At 47.9% G+C, this 22747-nt stretch carries 20 protein-coding genes; 10 read left to right on the top strand and 10 right to left on the bottom strand.

Annotated elements, in window-relative coordinates:
- Positions 1 to 54: 54 nt before the first annotated feature.
- Positions 55 to 963 carry a PfkB family carbohydrate kinase gene (locus tag ACM64D_RS10375; RefSeq protein ID WP_415063143.1) on the bottom strand — a complete coding sequence of 303 codons (909 nt, stop codon included), beginning with the start codon at positions 961 to 963 and terminating at the stop codon, positions 55 to 57.
- Between the two features lie 3 nt (positions 964 to 966).
- The gene (gene rlmN / locus ACM64D_RS10370) at positions 967 to 2172 is read right to left on the bottom strand and encodes a 23S rRNA (adenine(2503)-C(2))-methyltransferase RlmN (RefSeq protein WP_415063142.1); all 1206 of its coding nucleotides are present in this window, start codon (positions 2170 to 2172) and stop codon (positions 967 to 969) included.
- Positions 2173 to 2407: 235 nt separating this feature from the next.
- On the opposite strand from rlmN, the gene ACM64D_RS10365 reads away from it, so the two are divergent.
- From ACM64D_RS10365 to ACM64D_RS10355, 3 genes are read left to right on the top strand one after another with little or no spacing between them, the layout of a single operon-like run.
- Positions 2408 to 3547, top strand: coding sequence for an MFS transporter (locus ACM64D_RS10365; protein WP_415063141.1), 1140 nt, complete (start codon positions 2408 to 2410; stop codon positions 3545 to 3547).
- A complete protein-coding gene (locus ACM64D_RS10360; protein ID WP_415063140.1) occupies positions 3544 to 5916 on the top strand; it encodes a helicase C-terminal domain-containing protein in 2373 nt (790 codons plus the stop codon). Before ACM64D_RS10365 ends, ACM64D_RS10360 begins: the two co-directional genes overlap by 4 nt.
- The gene (locus ACM64D_RS10355; protein WP_415063139.1) at positions 5906 to 7453 is read left to right on the top strand and encodes an exonuclease domain-containing protein; all 1548 of its coding nucleotides are present in this window, start codon (positions 5906 to 5908) and stop codon (positions 7451 to 7453) included. The genes ACM64D_RS10360 and ACM64D_RS10355 overlap by 11 nt, the downstream gene beginning before the upstream one ends.
- Positions 7454 to 7498: 45 nt before the next feature.
- Here ACM64D_RS10355 and rfaE1 read toward each other — a convergent pair whose 3' ends face one another.
- Positions 7499 to 8527: a D-glycero-beta-D-manno-heptose-7-phosphate kinase gene (rfaE1, locus tag ACM64D_RS10350; RefSeq protein WP_415063138.1), complete on the bottom strand. Its 1029-nt coding sequence runs from the start codon at positions 8525 to 8527 to the stop codon at positions 7499 to 7501.
- A gap of 105 nt (positions 8528 to 8632) precedes the next feature.
- Here rfaE1 and ACM64D_RS10345 point away from each other — a divergent pair, with 105 nt between their 5' ends.
- The gene (locus tag ACM64D_RS10345; protein ID WP_415063137.1) at positions 8633 to 9508 is read left to right on the top strand and encodes an alpha-ketoglutarate-dependent dioxygenase AlkB; all 876 of its coding nucleotides are present in this window, start codon (positions 8633 to 8635) and stop codon (positions 9506 to 9508) included.
- Between the two features lie 55 nt (positions 9509 to 9563).
- Here the strand turns inward: ACM64D_RS10345 and ACM64D_RS10340 are convergent, their stop codons facing one another.
- The gene (locus ACM64D_RS10340) at positions 9564 to 11138 is read right to left on the bottom strand and encodes a hypothetical protein (protein WP_415063136.1); all 1575 of its coding nucleotides are present in this window, start codon (positions 11136 to 11138) and stop codon (positions 9564 to 9566) included.
- Between the two features lie 272 nt (positions 11139 to 11410).
- Between ACM64D_RS10340 and ACM64D_RS10335 the strand changes: the two genes are divergently transcribed.
- From ACM64D_RS10335 to ACM64D_RS10310, 6 genes are all read left to right on the top strand, one after another.
- Positions 11411 to 12685, top strand: coding sequence for a Glu/Leu/Phe/Val family dehydrogenase (locus ACM64D_RS10335; RefSeq protein WP_415063135.1), 1275 nt, complete (start codon positions 11411 to 11413; stop codon positions 12683 to 12685).
- Positions 12685 to 13668 (top strand): quinone-dependent dihydroorotate dehydrogenase, encoded by a 984-nt coding sequence (locus tag ACM64D_RS10330; protein ID WP_415063134.1) that lies wholly within the window; start codon positions 12685 to 12687, stop codon positions 13666 to 13668. The genes ACM64D_RS10335 and ACM64D_RS10330 overlap by 1 nt, the downstream gene beginning before the upstream one ends.
- Positions 13655 to 14116 (top strand): 8-oxo-dGTP diphosphatase MutT, encoded by a 462-nt coding sequence (gene mutT / locus ACM64D_RS10325; RefSeq protein ID WP_415063133.1) that lies wholly within the window; start codon positions 13655 to 13657, stop codon positions 14114 to 14116. Before ACM64D_RS10330 ends, mutT begins: the two co-directional genes overlap by 14 nt.
- On the top strand, positions 14104 to 15213 hold the full coding sequence (locus ACM64D_RS10320; protein ID WP_415063132.1) for a hypothetical protein: 1110 nt from the start codon (positions 14104 to 14106) through the stop codon (positions 15211 to 15213). Before mutT ends, ACM64D_RS10320 begins: the two co-directional genes overlap by 13 nt.
- A gap of 43 nt (positions 15214 to 15256) precedes the next feature.
- Positions 15257 to 16516 carry a glycosyltransferase family 4 protein gene (locus ACM64D_RS10315; protein WP_415063131.1) on the top strand — a complete coding sequence of 420 codons (1260 nt, stop codon included), beginning with the start codon at positions 15257 to 15259 and terminating at the stop codon, positions 16514 to 16516.
- Between the two features lie 94 nt (positions 16517 to 16610).
- On the top strand, positions 16611 to 16907 hold the full coding sequence (locus ACM64D_RS10310; protein ID WP_415063130.1) for an HU family DNA-binding protein: 297 nt from the start codon (positions 16611 to 16613) through the stop codon (positions 16905 to 16907).
- A gap of 17 nt (positions 16908 to 16924) precedes the next feature.
- Here ACM64D_RS10310 and ACM64D_RS10305 read toward each other — a convergent pair whose 3' ends face one another.
- From ACM64D_RS10305 to ACM64D_RS10280, 6 genes are all read right to left on the bottom strand, one after another.
- A complete protein-coding gene (locus tag ACM64D_RS10305) occupies positions 16925 to 17428 on the bottom strand; it encodes a hypothetical protein (RefSeq protein ID WP_415063129.1) in 504 nt (167 codons plus the stop codon).
- Positions 17429 to 17438: 10 nt separating this feature from the next.
- On the bottom strand, positions 17439 to 18845 hold the full coding sequence (locus ACM64D_RS10300; protein ID WP_415063128.1) for a hypothetical protein: 1407 nt from the start codon (positions 18843 to 18845) through the stop codon (positions 17439 to 17441).
- A gap of 183 nt (positions 18846 to 19028) precedes the next feature.
- A complete protein-coding gene (locus ACM64D_RS10295; RefSeq protein WP_415063127.1) occupies positions 19029 to 19748 on the bottom strand; it encodes a hypothetical protein in 720 nt (239 codons plus the stop codon).
- Positions 19741 to 20997, bottom strand: coding sequence for a hypothetical protein (locus ACM64D_RS10290; protein ID WP_415063126.1), 1257 nt, complete (start codon positions 20995 to 20997; stop codon positions 19741 to 19743). The genes ACM64D_RS10295 and ACM64D_RS10290 overlap by 8 nt, the downstream gene beginning before the upstream one ends.
- Before the next feature lie 130 nt (positions 20998 to 21127).
- Positions 21128 to 22354 carry an EF-P lysine aminoacylase EpmA gene (gene epmA / locus ACM64D_RS10285; protein WP_415063125.1) on the bottom strand — a complete coding sequence of 409 codons (1227 nt, stop codon included), beginning with the start codon at positions 22352 to 22354 and terminating at the stop codon, positions 21128 to 21130.
- A 12-nt stretch (positions 22355 to 22366) separates the two neighbouring features.
- Complete coding sequence (locus tag ACM64D_RS10280) at positions 22367 to 22606, bottom strand: hypothetical protein (RefSeq protein WP_415063124.1); 240 nt, start codon at positions 22604 to 22606, stop codon at positions 22367 to 22369.
- Between the last annotated feature and the right edge of the window lie 141 nt (positions 22607 to 22747).

Raw genomic sequence — 22747 nt, 5'->3', positions numbered from 1 at the left:
AAATTTTCCTTCGCGGCTTCAAAATGAGAAACCGCGAAGGAACTATTTGAGATACTAAATTGTGATAACTTTTTTGTATTCTGCAAGACGCTTTTCAAGATCTCCCAAAGTCACTTTTGAAAGAGCGCGAACAGAGAAGTCTTGAATGGTGTGGCTGGCCATCATGGAGCCCATGATACAAGCCTGTTTTAGGTGCGCAATGGTGGGGACTGTTTTCTGAGCCGCTAGATAGCCAAAGAACCCGCCAGCAAAAGTATCACCGGCGCCCGTCGGATCGACGACTGTCGGAATCGGCATTGCCGGCAAGATGAAGTAACCTTCCGTCTTAGAGTACATCGCAAAACCGTACTCACCGCGCTTAATAACCACTGCTTGAGGACCCATCGCCGTGATCAGAGGTGCCGCTGAAATCGCATTCGCTGCGCCCGTAAGCATCTTTGCTTCCCCTTCGTTAATCAAAACCAAATCCACCTTCTTAAGAACGTCGATCAACTTTTCTTTTTTGATCGAGATCCAGAAGTTCATCGTATCCATGCCCACGAACTTAGGTGATTTGACCTGTTCAAGAACCTGCAACTGCAACTCAGGCGCAATGTTGGCTAAAAAAACAAAAGAAGAATCTTTGAAGTGCTCTGGCAACTGTGGATTAAAATGTTCAAAAACGTTCAATTCCGTCTTCAAAGTTTTGGCTTCGTTCAAATCCCCTTCGTAGGAGCCTTCCCAATGGAAAGTCTTCCCAGGAACCTTAGAAAGACCACTCAAATCAACACCACGAGAATGAAGTAACTCGTAATCGTTCTGATCGTAGTCTTCACCGACCACGCCCACCACACGAACTTTTGAAAACAAAGACGCCGCAAGCGAAAAATAGTTAGCTGAGCCACCCAATGCCCGATCCACTTTTCCAGATGGGGTTGAAATAGAGTCGTATGCTAAGCTGCCGACAACGAGAATTTCTGACATAATCTATTGCTCCTGATGCTGAGAGTCTTGCAACATCTCACGTTTATATTTGGGAAGACCCGCTAGTTTTGAATTCGAAATATCCATGGATTCAGGCTTATTAGGCACCTGACTGGTCAACTGTCCACAAGCCGCGAAAATATCACGCCCCATTGAACGTCGCAAAAGAACATGAGCTCCCAGGCGCATCAACTCTGCATGGAAGGCTTCGATGGTTTGGTCGGAAGGACGCTCGTACCCAGAGCCCGGATGTTCATTGAAAGGAATGATATTGATTTTACAAGGCACATCTTTCACAAGCTTCACCAACTGGCGAGCATGTTCAATTTGATCCGTGATCCCTTTCAGCAAGACGTACTCAAAAGTAATCTTATCCTTCGTGATACGATAATGCTCTTTACAAGCATTCAAAAGTTCCGTCGTATTCCAACGTTTATTGATGGGCATGACTTGCGTACGAATTTCATCATTCGGTCCATTGAGGCTCACGGCCAAACGAACTTTGGCGGCAGAAACTCTCCACATCTCAGGAACGATACCAGAAGTGGACACCGTGATTTTTTTGCGGGACAGATTAATACCCCACGGAGAATGCACGACCTCAATCGTCTTAAAGACCGCTTCGGGATTATCCAGAGGCTCACCCATGCCCATGAAAACGATATTCGTAATACGCTGATCTTCGCCCAAACGATCATGAATTTGCATGAACTGACCGACGATTTCTTCCGTGCGCAAACGGCGCTTTAATTTTTGTTTTCCTGTGAAACAAAACTTACAGGCAATGTTACAACCCACTTCGGATGAAATACACAAAGTCAGACGCCCCTCAGAGGGAATCAAAACCGCTTCCACGCTTTGTCCCTGACCCATATCAAAAAGCATCTTCTGCGTTCCATCCACGGATTTTAAATGGGTGATCACACGAGGAAGTTCAAAAGAAAGAATTTCGGGCAAGCTAGCGCGGAACTCTTTCGACAAGTTCGTCATTTGCTCTGGATCTGTGACTCGTTGTTCATAAACCCATTTAAAAATCTGCTGAGCGCGAAATTGCTCTTTACCTTTTCCTTTTAGGTAGGCCTTCAAATCTTCTAGTGTCAGAGAATAAAAATTGACGGGTTTGTTTTCGAGAGGTTTTACGACGTTGTCGTCAGAATAATTCAGAGGTGCAGACGAAGCGCTTTCGGCGCTGCCATTGTTTAATTCCATCTTCGGGCTCCTTGGGCTTATTACAGCCATGCTTATTACAGCTGGGACCTTAAACAGTCCCTTTGGTTAAAGGATTATGTGAGCCCGAGTTTGTAGCATAAGGCCCCCTGATTTCCTAGGAATTTCAGTGGATTGCCTCTAGAACGGGCCGGAACTCCATGACTGCCATGGCTCGTAAGAAAATTCTACATAAGGCGCTCTTGTCATCTGCCTTCGGGATCTCTATAGTGGCGGCATGATTTGGCCCTTTATCTTCCTTTCCTACGCAAGTTTGTTTGTTTTTGGTTTAACGGATAACATCCGCGGGCCTCTCTTCCCTGAAATTATGAAACAATTTGCCGTCAGTGATTCTATGGGGTCATTGATGTTTGCCCTCAGCAACATCTCAGGCTTTTTTGCCAGCTATGGATGCCGTTATCTCCTGCGCCGATATGATAGACTCTCAGTTTTACAAGGGGGCGCCATTGCCCTCACTCTGTCTTTATGGGGCCTTGCCTCCGCCACGATCTTTCCGGTTTTCTTAGTATGCAGTTTTCTTTTTGGACTGAGCCTCGGCGTGATCGGTTTAGTTCCCAATATTCTTGTGCCTATGGGCTCCAGTCCTCACCGCAAACAACAAATGCTTTCAGGACTGCACACGATGTATGGACTGGCCAGTCTTTTAGCCCCTCTTCTGGCCGCGTCTGTCGAATATCTTTCCGGGAACTGGCGTTGGACTTTTGCGACGGCCTCCCTTGCGCCCTTGGGACTGCTGGCCTACACCTTCCATCCAAGTCACAAATCTCTTCACACCAAAGCCGCTTTTTCGGCAGAGGCTCACAAAGCCAATAAACAAAAAAACTTCCAGCCTCAGCTCTTTCTTGCCATCATGCTCAGTTTAGCTGTGGCGGCCGAGATCATGATTTCTTCTCGCTTAGCTCTTTATATGCAGCGGACCTGGAACTACAACATGGAGGCCTCCAGTCTTTATGTTTCTTACTTTTTCGTATGCATGATGGCGGGACGCCTTTTATTCACCTTGGTTCATTTCAAACGCTCGCCGCAATTCCATCTCACCTTATCGCTCATTGCGACGGGGCTTTTTATCTTGGCCGGTCTGTTTATTCATCCTCTGTTCCTGACGGTGACGGGATTCACGATCGCTCCCTTTTACCCCTTGACGATCTCGTGGGTCTCGACAGAGTTCCCCGAGGATTTGGATTCGGCCGTGTCCTATATGATGGCCACCGACTCTATCATGTTGATCGCCATGCATCTGGGAATCGGAAAGCTGACTGATCTTTTCAGCATCAAGACGGCACTTTTAGCAGGCCTCAGTTTTGTCGTGATCTCACTGGTTATGGTTAACACCTTTAAATACTTGTTCCGGCGATGAGAAAGATTCACCTGAACGTCACTCAGTTTGCCATTCCAAGCCCCCTTGCCGGGAGCATTGAGACACACTCGGGCTATGGAGCCACGCCGACCAGTGGGCAGGAAATTCACCAAATGGTGCAGCGACGTCGCGGTCGCGAAATCTCGGGCTACACTCCCGAAAAGCGTATGACGCTTTCTTTTACCAGCGACCCCTATGAGTTTATTGTTTCAGGACGCGCCGATGGGGTGGTCGAGGCTCCTGCGCAGATCGAAGAAATTAAATCCGCCTTTGACATGGAAGAGCTGCACTACAAATTGGAAACAGATCCCAATCACCCTTACGTGTGGCAACTTCGCACCTATGGTTATATGCACTTCAAAGAAACGGGCGAAGTGCCTAAGCTCAATCTGCACCTGGTTTCGGCACGAAACTTCAGATCCCGTGATTTAGAAATCTTTTTAGATGTTGAGGGCTATGAAGAGTGGCTCAAAACACGTCTGACCGAGTTGGTGGCCGAAACCAAAATCAAAGAAAAACTTTTTAAAAAACGCCAGAAGATGGCTTCGGAAATGACCTTCCCCTTCGCCGCCCCTCGCCCCGGACAGCGCGAGCTCGTCGCCACCATCACGGAACATTTTGAGTTAAGGAATCCTCTTTTGGTCCAAGCGCCGACGGGTCTAGGGAAAACGGCCGGCATCCTCTACCCCGCCTTGAAAGAGGCCTTGGCGCGAGGACAAAAGGTGATCTATGTGACACCGAAAAACTCACAACATCAGGTGGCCGAAGAGGCCGTCGAGCGAATTCAAGATCAAGGTTGCAAGGTTCGCTCTTTGACAATCACAGCAAAAAGCAAGATGTGCTTAAAGGCCGAGCCGCTCTGCAATCCTCACTACTGCGAATACGCCAAAGACTACTACAAAAAAATTGCCGAGCATGATCTTGTCAATAAACTGGGAAAGCTACGCAGCCTGAGCAGTGAAAAACTTAAATCCATGGGGGAAGAGTTTCAGGTTTGCCCTTTCGAACTTTCCATCGAAGCCATCGAACGCGCCGATGTTGTTATCGGGGACTACAACTATGTCTTTGCGCCGCGGGGTCTCTTAGGACGTCTTTCGGAGCCTTTGCTTGAAGAGAATGAGAAAGCCAATCTTGTTATCGACGAAGCTCACAACCTCCCGTCCCGGGCCCAAGACTATTTTTCACCCAGCATCTCGACCCAACAGTTGGCGATGTTGGAACGAGACTTTGCCAAGCTGTCTCCTTCATTTTCTATTCGTTCGCAAGCTCTGACCAATCAAGCTCGCCGCCTGATTCAGTCCTATGGCAAAGATGGTTTTTCCAAAAAAATCGACATTGATCTTGATCCGTTTTTGGATTTGGAAAAAGAAATCCGCGACATGACGATGCAGTATCTGGATTCGGGTTCGGAAGTGCTTCCCCAAGATCCCATTCTGCGTATGATGAATCTATGGTCCGACTTCGTGAACTCTTTAAGTTTAAGTGGTGAAGAATTTTTTCAAACTTACCAACGCAATAACTCTACCGAGATGCTGAAGATCACCTGCTGTGATGCCTCGGAACATTTAAAGATTGCCTATAAGGCGTTTAAAAACGTCGTTGCTTTTTCCGCAACGTTAAAACCCTTTAGCTATTACCAGGAGCTTTTGGGATTCCCCGAGGACACCACCAAACAGGTGGAGTTTTCATCTCCCTTTGCAAAAGAAAACCGCAAGTTGCTGATCATCCCTCAGATCTCGACAAAATTTTCCGATCGCAATCTGAACGCGGGAAAAATTGCCGAGACGATCTCGCGCATCACACAACTTAAACCTGGCAACTATATCGCTCTTTTTCCAAGCTTTGAGTTCCTGCGCATGACTCAAGATAAACTGCAACTTCCCGATTTTCAGATTCTGGTTCAAGAGCGCGAGATGAAACAAAAGCAAATTCAAGACTATCTTGAAGAGCTTAAGTCTGGGCAGAAGGCGACTCTTTTATTAGGCGTGCAAGGGGGCGTTTTTTCGGAAGGTGTAGATTTCCCGGGGGATATGCTGATTGGTGCCTTTGTCGTTGGGCCCGCGCTTCCGAACTTTGATTTTGAACGGGAACAGATTCGTACCTATTATGAAACCCGCTATGGCAAAGACAACGCCTTTAACTATGCCTATGTCTATCCCGCCATGGCCAAAGCTATTCAGTCCGCCGGTCGAGTCATTCGCTCGGAATCAGATCGCGGAGTGATTGTGATGTTGGACTCGCGGTTCCTGCAAAATAGCTACGCAGAGACAATGCCTGAAGGTTGGTTTGAAAAGTCCCCTCAAGAATTAGTGTCTCGTCAAATTCTCCATGACGTTAAAACATTCTGGGAGTCTTGCCATGAGCCTTAAAAGACAGCCCGTGCTTTTTCTTGACCTACAGACGACCGGAGCAAAACCAGATTCAGCCCATATTCTAGAGATTGCTTGGAGCTCCCTTCAAGCCGAAGCCGTTGAAAGTTATTTGATTCAACAGCCGCCTGAACAGCCCGTCCCTCGTCGTATTCAATTCATTACTGGCATTTACGAAAAAGACATGGACACGGCTCGCCCTCTGGAAGAAGCCTTCGCTTCCCTTCAGACGTTTATAAATGTCCAGCTTGGCGCCAGTCCCCTCGCGGTAATCCATTTTGCGCAATTTGAAAAACCCTTTCTTTTGGATGCCTATCAAAAACTTCAGCAAGAGATGCCCTTTTCCATTCTGTGTACCCACGAAATTGCCAAAAGACTTTTCCCCAATCTCCCCACGCGTGGGATCAAGGGTTTGGCGGGATACTTCGGATGTCCTTCCGGAGAACTTAAGCGTGCCAGCAACCACGTCCAAGCGACGCAAATCATCTGGCAGGGACTCACCTCGGCTCTTGAAGAAAAAGGCATTCTAAACTTTGCACAGCTTCAAGACTGGATGAGTGAAACTCCCAAAATAGCTCGAACTAAATACGAATATCCACTTCCCAAAGAAAAACGCTTGAGCCTTCCCAAAAAGCCTGGCGTCTATCGCATGATCAGCCGCTGGGGTGAGGTCCTTTACGTTGGAAAAGCCACCTCCTTGCATGACCGCGTGAATAGTTACTTCCGGGGACAGAAAAATCGCGACACTCGTAAACTTGAAATGCTCACTCAAGTTTGGGATCTTCAGGTGACAACTGTCGGAAGCCCTCTTGAGGCCGCCCTGCTAGAGACAGATGAAATCAAAAGGCTCGACCCTCCCTACAATATCAGCTTAAAAGTGGGGCGCAGAGAATTGGCATTTTTCAATCGCGATTTTACTTCGGTCAGCACCACGGCCGATGATATTCACTCTATTGGCCCTTTTTCGAATGTCTTGGCGTTGGATTCCATCTTAAAGCTCAGTCAGTCGCTCCAGGCGCCCCATTTTGATGAAAATATTTTTTATGAACCTCTGGATTCGACTCTGCTTGTGGAAGGATTTGATCTATTTTGTGCTCGTCATGATTTAAACAAAGAGCACTTCAAATCCGTGCGGGCCATTTTAGCGGTGGGGCTTAACTGGTATCGACAGCTTGCAGAGGAAGAGGAGTCTGAAGATCTTGAGGAGGACACCGTCGCCCCCGAAAGCGACGAGGTTTTAACGGCCGAGGATATCGCCGACAAGTTTGAGCGCCACTTCCTTCGTTCTGCCGCAGCCTATGTGCGCGCAAAACAGTTAACCCGTCTTCTCAACACACGCATTGCCATTCGGTCGCAAGAAAACACCGAACTTATTTTGTCGCAAGGACAAGTTGTGACCTCGCCAAACACTGTCTCTAATCCAAAAGATGCGTGGAAAAATCTTTCTATCGAAACCTATGATCGCATGACTGTTTTGCACACCGAGCTCAATAAATTGCGTGCGCAAAATCAGTCCGTTGAAATTCATCGACTTTAACTTTTGAACGCGCCGCACTTCAAAAAGGTACGGCGTACCCTCTCTTTAGTGGGCGGTTTGGATGTATTCTTGGAGTTCGGGGATTTCACAGGGGACGCAGCCGACTTTGCCGACGACGACACCTGCGGCGTAGTTTGCAAGCATGCACGAGTTCACAAGAGATAAGCCAGACACCAATCCTAACGACAATGCTGCAATCACCGTGTCTCCAGCCCCTGTGACGTCAAAGACTTTGCGAGCGTAAGTTGGAACTTCCGTGATTTCATCGCCCGAAAAAATGGTCATCCCGTCTTTTCCACGAGTTAACACCACTTCTTTCGCGCCCGTGATCTTTTGCAAAGCGCGCCCCACTTCGATCACCTTATTGGGATTGTCTCGAAGGTCATCAAAATCCATTCCCGTGAGAACCACCGCCTCGTCATAGTTGGGCTTAATCAGATCAACCCCTTGATAGAACGAACCCGGATTGTTGCGATGCGGATCCACCATCAATTTCTTTTGGTGTTTCTTACAAATAGCCGCGACTTTTTCCACGACATTCTTCGAGATCACACCTTTGGCGTAATCCTCAATCACCACGCAATCCGCTTTGGCGACATTCTTTTCAACCGTTTCAATCAAACGCGCTTCCGCCTCGGCAGAAAGATATTTACGAAGTTCGTAATCCACTCGCACCAGATGATGATGTTTGGCCATCACACGGGTCTTGCGTGTGGTCGGGCGAGCTTTATCCACGATCATATAATCCCAGCTCACTCCGCTTTTTTGAAAGAGATCGCGCAAGAGTTGAGCCCCCGTGTCTTCACCAACCACGGAAACCAGCATGGCTTCCCCGCCCAGGCTTGCGACGTTTTGAGCCACATTGGCAGCAAGCCCCAGACGCTTATCTTCTTCTTCAACTTCGAGCACAGGCACCGGAGCTTCGGGGCTGATACGGCGAACTTGCCCCAGGACATATTCGTCCAAACCAACGTCTCCGATAATGAGGATTTTTTTACCCTTAAGAAAAGGAATCTGATTTAAAAGAAGTTGTTTTTCTTGAGGACCCACGGTCGCCTTCACGGGTGATGTCATTTTTTCATCCTCCTACGGCTCATTTGTAGCGGATGGCAGGGACTCTGTCACTCTCTAAGCGCGAGACTTGGCCTAGGCCCCAAAGCTGTGCTAAATCTTCGCCCTATGTTCAAACCCAGAGGCCCTTTTAAACCCAAATTCAACCCGCAGAAATCAGAAAAACCAACAGGTTCACCTCGGGGACTTGTCTATAAGCCCAACTACATCTCGGCTCGTGAAAAAGAAGAAATTCTCAAGTACTTAAACACGCTCTATCCCATCTGGGAGATGCGCTATTCTAAAAACAATCCACCGCCTGAAAATCAAAAGCAACGATCCTTACTGCGACCCGTTTACTGGCTGGGAAATTGGCAGTTTGCGTGTTTGAACTATTATCATCCTCCCAAAGGAATCTACAATCGCTGCGTTCAAGCCGAGGGTTATCCTCCCATCTTGGAATATCTCGTACAGAAGATTGAAGCCTTGGTTCACGAAACCTATGAACCTCGGGACATCCCCCGTGGTTGGCACTTAAATACCTGTTTAATCAATTACTATGGAAATCAAATTCAAGAAGACGGCAAACGCATCGATTGCGCCCGGGTGGGAGAACACAAAGATTTCGAACCCGGCCCCGTCGCTTCTATTTCTTTTGGAGAGCGCGCCCTCTTTCAATTTGTCTCTAGCCGTGGCACTGAATCAAAATCCAACGTCGTTTTTCAGCAATGGCTCGATGATAGCTGCTTGCAGATCTTCGGCTCTGACAAATTTAAAAAACATCTTTTCCATCGCGTTCAGCGTGTCGACAAAAAAGAGGGACACCTCTTCCCTCTGAATGAAATCAGCAATTTTGAAACTCGCCGGATTAATTTCACCTTCCGCTACGTCCCCACCGAACACGTAGTTCCCTTTGCCCGCCTTCCCGACGAGGCCAAAGAAGATGTTCGTGGCTATATGGAAAAGCTGGCCGAACACTCCCCCTTCTTCAAAGAGCAGCTCTAGCCCCCTCGCGCGCCGCGCTACAAAAAGGTACGGCGTACCTTCGCCCTCGCCTTCGTTAGAGGGCGGTGGGCCAAGTGGCTTTGAGGGTCGGGATGCCTTTTTGGGTTTTGAGACGGACCCGGAGGTTTTGGTTGAGCCAGCGCACGATCATCTCTTGCTCTGAAGTGCTCAGTTCGGGGTTGAGAAAACGGAAGTCGAATTGCGACAAAGGCAAACTAAGATTCATCGTCTTTTCTTTTCCCTGCGCATTTTCCACGCGCATTTCAACAGTCACAAAACTTGATTTTTTACTGGGCTCTTGCACCTCGAATTGCACCTTGGAACCGGCGTCAAAGAAGCCCTTCCATTCCTCATCATTCAATTCCACCTCCAAAGAGTTCTCGGTCATCTTGAACTCTGGAGAATGTGAAAGAATGTAGGCCTGAAATAGAGTCGTCAACGTGTGCCAATCATAGGGAATCGGCAACGTGCAATGCACCCCTTGAGGCAAATCCACCACGCGGATATTTTTGCTGTCGATCTTGATTTCTTTGTTCTGCAAAAGTTGCGAATTCAGCTCAAACGGAACGGCCGGATCTTGTTGAGTGGCATAGATCAAAACCGGCTGCTCCACTTGTTTATAATACTTCCAAAAGTTATTCAGCCCCCAAAAGTCAGCCCCATCACTCATGCCGGGAGGAAGATGCACACTCGACACATACGACAATCCCCCATGATAGGTGCGAGCAATTTCAGAAATCGTCTTCGTCAAAAATGCAAAACTGTCATACGTAACAAGACTGGGAATCTTCTGATCCAACCCGCGCAAACGCTGACGCCCCCAGAAATCCACAAAAGCCGACTTCACGCCCCCTTGAGTGAGACTCTCCATGGTTTTCTTCAAGTCCACCACCGGACACAAGGCCGTGAAGCTATTAATCAAGGCCCCCTGCTTTGGCGAGTTGTACTTATTAAGAAGAGACGAAAACAGCACGCCCTGTCCCCCCAAGCTCACCCCAAAAATATGCACGCTTCCCACCAACTGCGACAAAGGCTCTGACGGATCCGCGAGAAGACGCGCGACTAAAATATTTTGGATGCCCTCATCATACCCCCCGAATGAGAACTGACTGTTGTTGGCGATGAAATCGGCACTCGACATATTCTCAAGCATCAACACATTAAAAGGCGATTGCTCAAAGAGCATCATCAGCCACGCTCGCTCGGGCTTAAAATCTTCAACGTTCGAAAAAATTCCCAGTCGCAAAATCACCAGAGGGCGACGCTTCATATCCCCCTTCAAACCCAAAAGACCTTTGAGTTTGACGTTCCCAGGAAGATTCACAATCACACGGCGAAGAAAAGGATGCTCTTGAGGCGCATACTTCATCGTCATCATGCCCTTCATATTGGCGAAATATCCGTTGTCTCCGGTCTCAATCTCACCTCGGCAGTCTTGGAAATACTTCTGCACCAAGGCGCCCTGTAACTGCGCCGAACTCTGTACCCGCTTGTCCTTCAGGCGATCCGCCCACACGTCGTTGGCACAGGCGGCACTCATCAGCCTGGCCTCGCCTCGGGGAATCCAGCTGAGAAGGCTCTCCAAGATAAAGTTCAGAGGCTCGGGATAACGCCCCGGGCTGTCAGTCATAAGAGGGGACTCTTCAGAGGGGAACGTAATCCTCGAGCTGTTGAACTGTTCCAGGAAGGCTCGTTGAGGACTCACCGCAATAGCGGGAAAGGTCAGAAAAATAAGACTGATAGAGAGAAAACAAGACCGAAGCATAGGCCTCATTGTGGTCAAAAAGAACCACTGAGTCATCACCTTTTTCCGGAGTGACTTTGAGTTTTTACTTCATTAGACTTTTCCAGTCCAATCCGCGAAAAGCGGAGTACATACGTGATCTTAAGGAGACACAAATCATGGAACACAAGATAGAGCCCCTTTATGATGGGCCTCTTTTCAGAAATGCCATTCAGACTCTCGAAGAAGCCTCTAAAATCATCAACTGCGATCCCAACGTTCTTGAACGCTTGAAACGTCCTCGTCGCTGTATCACTGTGTCTGTGCCTGTTCGCATGGACGATTACAGTGTAAAAGTTTTCACGGGATATCGTGTTCAGTACTCTCCCACTTTGGGCCCCTACAAAGGGGGAATCCGTTATCACCAAAACGTAGATCTTTCTGAGGTTGTCGGTCTGGCTGCTTTGATGACATTCAAAAACTCTGTTTTGGGTCTTCCTTTGGGTGGAGCTAAAGGTGGTATCACCGTTGATCCCACAAAACTTTCTCGCACAGAAAAACAAAATCTGACTCGTCGTTATGCTTCGGAAATTGGACCTTTCGTGGGACCTACGAAAGACATCCCGGCTCCTGACGTGGGCACAGATCCACAAACCATGGCGTGGTTCATGGACACTTACTCGCAAGAGCAAGGTGGCTTTGCACAACCGGGAGTTGTGACCGGAAAGCCTGTCGAAATCGGTGGATCTTTAGGGCGTAACCATGCCACAGGCCTTGGTGTTGTCTATGTGGCCGAAAAAGCCTTCGAAGTCTGCAGCATGAACATGAAAGGCGCCGCTATCGCGATTCAAGGATTCGGTAACGTGGGTTCCTTCGCAGCGAAGTTTGCGCATGAGCGCGGTGCTCGCATCGTGGCCGTCAGCGATGTTTCTGGTGGTATCTTCAATGGCGACGGCCTAGATATTCCTGAAGTGATGGAATACGTAAAAGCTCACAAATTCTTGAAGGGTTACCCCAAAGCTCAACCTATCAGCAATGAAGAATTGCTTGAAGTGAAGTGTGATGCTCTTTTCCCTTGTGCTCTTGAAAACCAAATCGACACGCACAATGCGGAAAAGATCCAAGCTAAAATCATCGTTGAGGGTGCAAACGGACCTGTGACGAATGCAGCGACAAAAATCCTTTCCAAGCGTGGTGTGTTCATCGCTCCCGACGTTATTGCTAACGGCGGCGGCGTGATCGTGTCTTATTTCGAGTGGGTTCAAGACATCATGTCGTTCTTCTGGGACGAAGATGAAGTGAATGGCCGCTTGAAAGGCATCATCACAAAAGCTTTCGATAAGGGTTATAGCCTTTCTAAAGAAAAGAACGTCGACATGAGATCTGCGGCGATGGCCGTTTCCATTCAGCGTCTTGAGAAAGCTATGCTCCTTAGAGGCTTGTATCCAAGATAATGAAACCTTGGCTTCTTTTACCACCCCAGTGGGCTCACGATCTGAGCTCACTGGCTTTACCTCTGTACTCTCTGATTCACGGAAGAAAAACTCCGCACTGGAAAAGTTTCTCTTGGCGTGATCTTCACTTCGCAAATCCCCTGGGAATTGCCGGAGGTGTCGACAAGAATGCAGAGAATCTGAAAGACTGGTGGTCCCTCGGATGTGGCTTTGTTGAAATCGGCACAGTCACTCCCCTTCCTCAGTCCCCCAATCCCGGCAAAATTATGGATCGGGATCTGAAACTTCACGCGATGTGGAACAAGATGGGCTTTCCCAGTGAAGGCGCTGATGAGACTTTTTATAATCTCATGTCTTATGCTCCCAACTATCGCACACCGATTTTCGTGAACATCGGAAAAAACCGTCACACACCCAATAATCAAGCCGTTCAAGACTATCTTACTTTGATTGATAAGTTTCGCCCGTTGGCGGATGCCTATGTTGTGAATATCTCTAGCCCCAACACCAAAGGGCTTCGCGATCTTCAGAACAAAGACAATTTAACTTCTCTTCTTGGTCCCATCATTGACCGCGTCTCTCACTTTGAGCCGACTCCGGTTTTAGTAAAGCTTTCTCCTGATATGGGAGATGAAGCGCTGGCAGAAACAGTTCTTCATTGCCAAGGCTTGGGAATCCATGGGTTCGTGCTAACCAACACGACCTTATCTCGCCCCCCAGGCTGCCACTTCCCCGAAGAAGGGGGTCTCTCGGGTGCGCCTCTGAAAGAACTTTCGCAGCGCGCCCTAAAAATCGCTGTTGAAAGCTTAGGCAAAAAAAGGGACGGCCTGCTTTTAGTCAGCGTTGGCGGCGTCCTCACTCCAGAAGATGTCTTTGAAAGATTGCAAATGGGCGCAGATCTTGTTCAAATTTACTCTGCCCTTGTGTTTCATGGACCGCATTTTTTCCATGACGTGGCGAGAAGGTATAATGACGGACGGTAGCGCAGTAGAAACAAAACCCAAAAGATCCAAAATCCGCAAAGGACATTGGATTCCTGTTGTCGCGGGTTTTTTGCGCAAAGATGGCAAAATTTTAGTCGGCCAACGCCCCGAAAATAATTCTTTGGCCGGTCAATGGGAATTTCCTGGTGGCAAAATTGAGACAGGAGAAACACCTGAAGAAGCCCTGGCGCGCGAACTCAACGAAGAATTGGGCATTGAGGCCGAAGTGGGCGAACTCAAACTGGCCTGCACTCATTCCTACGGAGATGTAGGGATTCTCATATTATTTTATGAAATCCTCTATTGGAAAGGCGAACCTCGGGCCAAACATCATATGATGTTAGAGTGGATCCATCCGGAAGAACTCAAACATCGTAATATTCCAGAGGCCAATCGCAAGATTCTCCATCGAATATACAAAGCCCTAGGACTTGAATGGCGAAAATAATTCTGGTGAGCAAACATGTGAACGCAACTTCTTGGCAGCTGGCGCAAGCTCTCAAAGCCCAGCAGCACGAAGTGGTTCTGCTTACCAGCCATGGCGAAGTTCCCGAGGATACCAGCGGTATTGAGTTCATGGGTTACTTCAAACGCTGGAGTCTTCTTGAAGGCTTACGCATCATCCCCGGACTTTTTGGACTGCAACCCCAGATTCTGCATATTCTTTTAGAGGACGACAAAATGAATCCGGCGCAAATGGTTCTATCCACTTTCGCCAAGTCTCATCCCACCTGCGTTTTGACGACCTCCCTTTTAAATATTCGGTACGGCCTGAGCCGCCGCAACCCCGTTCGCTATTTGATCGAAGAAAGTGACATCATCACTTGCCCTACGGTTGAAACTTTAGGACAGCTTCGCGGCTTGAACGTGCGTTCAACTCGACAAGGGCGCGGTATTTTGCCCCCGGTCTTGGATCTTAAAACAGAGGCAGCGGATACCATGAGTGATGAGGATGATGAACGGTTTTTATTCAGTCTGAATCAAGAACCCTACGTCGTCGTCCCTTTTCGGGAAGCTTCCTTTTCGCCCGAATCAGACAGCTTCATCCGCATCCGAACCTTGGCGCAAAAATATAAAGTCGTGCTATGGGGTTCATACTCTCACTGGTCTTTAAGAGAGCGAAAGAAGTTCGCCGCCTGGATGGACGAGTTCCAATGCGGAAACCACTGGTCCGTGACAGGGTCTTTAAGTCCCTATCTGGGCCGCCTGCTTTTAGAAAAAAGCTCGGCCTTTGTTCTTGCGGGACAAAACTTGAGTCCTGTAGAAATGACGGAGTACTATATGCGGGCCATTCAAAGCCACGCTGTTTTGGTTCTGGATTCCAAGCAGACCAGCGTCCACTCCGACCTTTGGAAGAACACCGTCAACTGTTGGGTACTGAATCACCATCACTTACAAAGAGACCTTATCAAACTTTTGGCCAAGCCTCACTTGCGCCTTCCAGAGTCCTTATCTGAACAACTGGCGGAAGATCGCCATCTGATCGATTCCTCTTTGAACGAGCTCAATCGTCTGTACAATCGAGCCTTAAATCATTTAAGATAAAACTGGGCATCGACGAGACTCTCAAAATCGCCCAGAAGGATTTATGATCAAAAAGTCCCGACTTCCGGAAACCCTTAACATCTGCCTGACGTCTTATCGTTTTCCGATTTTAAGTCGCGCGACGGATCATGGATTTCTGTGGCCTATTGCCAAGGGCCTTGCCAAGGAAGGTCACAAGGTCACGGTCTTAGCCGCAAGTTCTCCTCTAAAAAAACCGGAAGTGACCCGCGATGGCGTGCGTGTCTTATTTCTTCACGAAGGCGCAAAAAATCTTTCGCACATGAACTTTCAGATGGCGGTCCGCCAGCGTTTTGCCCAACTTCACAAAGAAGATCCTTTTCATCTTGTTCACAGTATCGATAAATCAGGCTATCGCATCGGCAGTCGCAAAAAAGAATTTCACGTGGCAATGGCCTATGACGTGGAAGCAACTCAGATGTCTCAACTTTTTGCGATCCTCGCCATGAAACAAGACACTCTGGGAAGCATGATCACGACGGCCCTGGCAACGACTTATAAATTTCTCACAACTTATTACGGCGGAGACCGTCGTCTTCTTTCAACAGCCGATGGGATCTTCGTCACCAATCCTCAACAAAGAATTATTCTAGAGCGATACTACCTCTATCCCGACTATCACACCTATACCGTCCCTTACGGAATCGAGTTGGGGGATCTGACTCCAAAAGAAAAGTCCCTGGAGTTAAGAAAGTCCCTGGGCATACCCGAGAACGCTCATGTGGCTGTCTCGATCACAGATATGACGGATGTGCAGGAGCTTTTGCCCCTTTTGAAAGCTTTCGAAAAGGTCGCGATAAAAAAACCAAACAGTTATCTGCTTCTTGTTGGTAACGGCCCTAAGTATAAAGACATCGAATACCAAGTTCTGAACCTGGCTCTCGGAAATCGCGTGGTGATGACGGGCGCGGTTCCTACCACAGAGCTTGAAGACTACATCGTCTTGGGAGATGTCTTCGTCAACATGGGCTCGCGCACAACAGGTTTCGAACCCTCCACCCTGGAAGCGATGGCTCAAAAGAAGGTCGTTTTAGGTTCGGAAGTGTCCCCGATTGCCAATATTATCGAAGATGGCCGAGATGGTTTTTTACTGCGTCCTGCAGATGTGGAGTCCATGAGCAATCTTTTGGTCGAAATATTCTCAGGAACCATGCCTGCAGACGAGATCGGCGACCGTGCCCGCCAAAAAGTGGTTGATCTGTTCGACACCCCTAAAATGGTCCAGGCGACGCTAGAGGCCTATCGTAAAATCCTGCTCAACACCGGCCTGTATAAGAAGCATTGAGTTAAATGCTTGATTTTTGGTGGCCAGGCCCCCGTAGTTCTGTATAATCGAGAGTGTTATCAATACTTTAAGCGGAGCTTGAGGACAGCAGAAGATGACAAAAGCGGATTTGATAAATTTAATCTCTGAAAAAGCCGGCATCACCCGAGTCAAAGCAGAAACTGTGGTAAACACAATTTTTGATTCTATGGTGGAAGCCCTCATGCGTGATGACCGTATTGAAATCCGTGGTTTTGGTTCTTTTGTAAATCGTCAGTATGGAGCCTACAAAGGGCGCAATCCACGCACGGGTGAAATCATCAATGTTGAGGAAAAGAAGCTGCCATTCTTCAAAGTCGGCAAAGAACTAAAAGAAGACATCAATAACGGTCCAAAGAAAAAAGAAGGCTAACCGTTCCCACCTCTGATCTAGAGAGGTGGCAACCAGCCCCCTCCAGCTCCTGGTGGAACCCCAGGAGTTCCTCGAGGAGGAAAGTTCACCGCACCTTCAGCCGTCGGCTCCCAAGAACCTTCTGCATCCAAACAAGCGACAGATCTTTCATAGTGTCTTTGCAATTGATAAATTAAATCCATTTCGATTTCACGACACAGACGACCACTGCCATCTCGTCCTTCTCGTGTCGTCATCATGTAGCCATAAACTCTATTGCGAAAGTCCGAACCCTGAAACGCATAGCGCATCAGCAAGGATCCACGTAAAGCCTGACGACCCACCTCTAGAAAAGACAAACGATCGCGCGGCGAAAGGGAGTTGATGATTTCTCGACCGATATGACCACCAATAACTCGTCCGACTTCTCTATAAATGGCCCCCTCAACTCTGTCGTGAGGAGCCCCATTCCACTGAGCCAAAATCCCTTGCGAGAAACAGACTGTAAACACAAGACCGATCGAGAAGTTTCGTAACATCATGTCTTCTTCCTTAAGGATTTAAATATCCAGGAACTTCCAATTGAATTCCCTTTTTACGTAATACACTCAAAGCTTCTTCCATGCTGTTCATCGGTTGGATCGTCACAAAGCTTCCCTTCCAGAAAACACTTCCAAAGGGAACATCAAAGTCACCGATCTCGGCACGGATGGTTTCAAGAGCGGTATAAACCTTCAAATCAACGTTTCTGTATTTGCGCAACAGTGTCCAAACTTTTTCGTAAAGCTGAATCTCAGGTGCCGGAGTTCCCTTCACACACCAGAAAAGGCCCTTCATAGGAAGACTTCCGTCGGCCATGAAAGGTCCTCCCGTACTATCACCGTTAATCGGTCGGACCCACAAGTTATCCAAAGTAGAGCGACGATCCGCCACTGCATATGTCGCATACTGATTCAGATTTTTAATGCCGCCATCTTTATATTCCGTACCGGACTCGGCCATCAACAATTCGCGGGAGTATGGCAAACGATAACCGCGCGCCTGACAGTATGTTTTAGCTTCCGCAAAGGTGTACGCATCATAAACGCCTGTGTCTTCCATGCGTTTTCTGCCTTCCTCATTAATCGGCATTGGCAACCACTTCAAACCTTTGTGAGGAGTGTCCCAATCTTCATAGACATTCTTCTGGAAGAAATCAAAAACCTGCTTCGCCAAATCATCCACAGCTTCGGTCAATTTTCCACGAGAAATAAAATTACGAGTCACGCCGTTTTTATTGCCCTGAACATGGAAGGTCAGTTGAAACTTCCCTTTTCCAAGACTTGAGAATGTTCCATAGGCCACGTAATCAATTTGATTCAACATCTCAATGGCGTATGTCACGTTGAGTTCATCTGCAGTAATGGCCTTACCAAGAGGACGTTTGGTTGAAATACCGCGGATATAGGCTTGCAGAAGATCCGGTTTCGTTCCTTCCGAAATCTGAATTTTTCGTTTATCGTCACGAACATCATAGCGAATAAAAAGGTCGTCCAAAGCACTTTTAAACTGCTGCTCTAACGAAAAATCAATTCCCACAATATCTTTGGCTTTATGGATGTCATGCACCTGATCGAACATCATTAAAATATTCGCCATGGGTTCCAACATCACTTCAACGACGGCCCCTTTGTCTGCCATCTTTTCAAGACTGGACATCAACGTATTCCAGAAATCATTTCGAACTGAATCACGATCCTGACTCATGGTCTTTTCATATTGACCAAGATCTCCGCCTGGGAAAAATGGAATGCTATGCCACAACGTCGCGATCTTCTTTTTATTATTTTTGAAAGTGTCGTCTTGATACTGCGGCTTACTATCAAAGCCGGGTCCCGTTTTATCCGCGGACTTTTGCTGAGCAAAGCCCTGTGAGGCAATGACGGTCACTCCGACCAATGCCGCTAAAAACGAACGCATACAATACCTCCACAAATAATGATTCGACCGGGAAATATAAGGGATTGTGAGGAGGACTTCACCTGTTATATTTCTAACAGGGGCTGCGAACCTCAGGGTCCGTCCATTGCTTTTTAAGAGGGAATTGTTAAGTCTTTTGACAGATAAATACTACAGGGTCCCCCAGAAAGACCTCGGGGCTTCTTAGAAACACTGACAACGCCCTTGGGAGCTCTCTAAGTCTGAACACTTAAAACTCTTCCCTTGATAGGAGATTTCGAATTCCGAAAGAACCCCATCCCTTTCGACATGATAAACCTCAGCCCCGCCAGCAAACAAACCTCGACGAGCCTCTTCCTGCAAGGTGATGCGACCTTCTTTTTCAAGACTGGCCAGAAAAGTGTCGCTTGGGTTGATACTTTGCTCTTTGCTTAATGGCAGCGGCACCGGCAGATCGTCCGCATCCACGCCGTAATACTTTAATCGCCGAATCGTGGATTGTTCCCCGGTGCCTTCAATCTCCAGGCGCAAACGGCGTTTTTCCCCACTAGGCAAAACAACATGGGTGTTTTTCCAGTCCAAACTATCCGCCTCGAGATCACCCAATTCCGAGCGCACTGACGCCACAACACTTTCAAAATTATTCTCTTTATCATCGCGAAGAGTGTTGTGAATAGAAAGACACGCCCCCAGTTCGCGCAGATGATTTGCCAGGGAAGTTTTGGCTGTTGTCATCGAAGATTCCGCGGCTTGAGCGTCTTGGGCTGAGGATGTTTTTGCGCTCTGCTCTGGGGTGGCTTGAGGAACTTCAGCGCGTATTTCATCCGAGGCCGATGTTTCAACGGGGGGTCCGCTACGCGAGAAAAGCACCGCCGCAGCGATGCTTCCCATAATTAAAAGTACAACAAGGTTTCTTCTATTCATATCGAGGGCACTTGTTCGAACCAGGCTCCGCCATTCCCCAACGTGCCTCCAGGCTGTCATTGGGATTTGAGGAAACATCATTAGCCAATGCCTTCAAGGAATACTCATAAAGAGAGATCTTCTTACCTGGCGCATATTCGATATCCGCACACTTATCCAGATAAGACTTCAGCTTTTTTGCTCTTTGCGCCGAGCTAAAGCCAAACCCGCCTCCAGAATCCACCATATCACTCAGTGTGGCTTTAATGCGTTTATCGCGTGACGGTGTCGAGAACGCATCATAGGCGTCACGATCCATGCAATCACCGTCGAGCTTCTTACGATAGTTATTGCCCTTGGTCACAGCTTCAACACGGGCATTGACCAGATTGCAGACGTTCTGAGCTTGTCGATTCAAATTTTCTTCTTTGCTTTCCGAGCGCAGGGCCAATCGACCTTGCACCTCCCGAGTCCAATCCGTGATATTGCGTTGGGTGTTTCGTCCCACATTATCAGAAGAAAAATTCTCTTCCGGTTTCCCCATAGAGAACTGCTCTAAGGAGTAGCCCGGCAATTCTTCTTTCTTTAAAGAGTACTGCTCTGGAGCCATCCAAGCACGCAAACCGGTACTTTGTTCCACAGGCATAAACACCAAACTGGAAGTCGAAATAAGCTTTCTAACCGCTTGAGGCACTGTGGAGCCAATCAAGAAAACGGCCCCCGTGTCTGACACATCTTTAACAAGTTCAGCATGGCCAGGATCTTCTTGAACAGTTCCGCCAAAAATACGACGGAAGACATTGTCTTTCGTGATACGGGGGCGACTCCAAATGGCACCAGGACGAACATAGTCCCTCTTAATAGAGACCGGATAAGAATCATTGGGTAAAGACTTCGTGCTTGCGACATCTGCCAAGAAAAGCAAAAACTTACGAACACGCTTAAACTCGTCAGCTTCCGAGTCAAAGCGGGACATTTTGTTGGTCAACTTGGCGGACCCTCCGGTGGGATCTTTGATCACAAAGGGAAGTTTATTTTCATAGGCGAAAATGGCCCGTGACATATAAACTGCATCCGCACAGTCCGTCGGAATACCTTGATATTTTCCCACCATGAAGAAGTCTTCATTGAAAGACTGAGAAATCCACTCTGAATACTTTTGTTCCCAGGCCGGGCTCCACGTCTCGGAATCTTCCCAGACCGATGCTGTTGCCGACAGCGATGTCACAAAGCTCACAGCAAAAATGCACCGACGCAAAGCTTTTTTCATGGATCCTCCAAAAAATGATTCACCTGAAGCTAAGCAGGAAGAGTGCCACACCTTGAAAGGATTTCTGACAATAGGTTCGCGCCACAAGGCCCCTGTCCACCGTGGCCTTGTAGAAAAGACAAAGGGGTGTTTAAGAATTGGGCGAACGCCACGGGAAAAGTCGCAGCTCTGAAATCTCTGAGATTCCCTCAAAAGCCATGAAAAGGCGCTCTACTCCCAGCGCAATGCCGCCACTGGGAGGCATCCCCGCTTCAAGACAAACAAAGAACTCCTCATCCAATGTGATGGCTTCTTTACCAAGGTCATTCTTCTTTTGCAGATCTTCATTCGAACGCTGCCGCTGAAGAGAGGGATCATTCAATTCATGAAAGGCGTTGGCAAGTTCAAGGCCCTTCCAGTACACCTCAAAGCGATCGCCCCACCCGTCATCAGTCAAACGCGCCAAGGCCGCCTGATAGGGAGGATATTTCTCGACAAAAATCAACTCATCAGGAGGCAACTGCGATTCAATTTTCTCCATGAAAATCAAAAAGAAAAAATCATCGATACTTTCAGCACTGCGCACGTCAACACCCAGCTTATGGGCCAACGCCTTGAGCTCTTCTTGGGTGGTGGTCGGGAGAAAATCAAAATCACAGTGAATTTTAAAAAGCTCTGCCACACTATAACTTCGCACTTTTTCTGGACCTGTCAGTCGCAACGCCGAGGCTAGGTGACTGATCAGATTCTGAACATCTTGTTTGATGCTCGTCAGGTTTTCATAAGCGCGATACCACTCCAGCATCAAGAACTCAGGCTGATGTCGTTCGGTGACTTCGCCGTTCCGATAACAATTGGCGATTTCAAAAATCTTTTCCGCCCCCAAGGACAGGGCTTTTTTTAAGTGCAGCTCAGGGCTGGTCGGCAAAAAAAGTTTCTTCTGAAACGAGCCGACCTTCAGTGGGGTCGCAAATACATCTAAACTGGGCTCCGTCCCAGGACACGCCACCAAAGAAGGTGTGCGCAACTCTAAAAAACCCTGCTGCTGAAAAAAGTTTCGTAAGGCCTGAAGATAAAGCGACCACTTTTCAAAAAGATCCTTCTGAAAATGTCGCGGAGGCAAAGCTTGTTTTTGCGGAGCCAACAGGCAAATCTCTGCTGCCGACACAACGGCCACCAGATCCCCTTCCTGTAAAAACTCGGAATAAGGAGGGCCCTTTTCAAAATGGATTTTATGGGTTTTCTGATCACGCAGAAGAGTCAGATCTAAAGACTCCCCTTCTTTTTGAATTCGATAAATACGCCCCGCCGCCAAAGAAGAATATGGCATCGCGGGATAAGGCTTCCAAATGTGATTTAGATAATCGTTTCGTGTCAAAGCTCTGCCACTTTAGCGGCAAAGCCCCTGCTCACGCAAGTTTTCAAGTTGAGAGAGGATGGAATCCATGTCGTTAGCGCCAAAAACCACATCTTCATTAACGTAGATACGGTGTTTCACCCAATAACCTTGATAGATGCCCTCGCTGGCCAAAGCGCATACGGGAAGAGTCGGGATTGCCGCCTGAGCCGCCCCCAAGTGAGTTAACATCGCGATAAACATTGTTGTGATTAAAGCCCAAATGATTCTCATAATTCCCGCCTTTTTTTGAACTGGGTCTTTATGACACCAGCCACCTCCTGCCTTTTTATTAAAGCAAAGGCCTTGCCAAGATTTTTTGCCACTACCTCCCTGACAAAATTCGTCGGGTATTACTGGACGCGACTTTGGATA

The sequence above is a fragment of the Bdellovibrio sp. genome, assembly GCF_047637665.1.
Lineage (GTDB): Bacteria > Bdellovibrionota > Bdellovibrionia > Bdellovibrionales > Bdellovibrionaceae > Bdellovibrio.
Note: the sequence above shows the minus strand (reverse complement) of the source record. Positions and strands in the feature narration are given on the sequence as shown.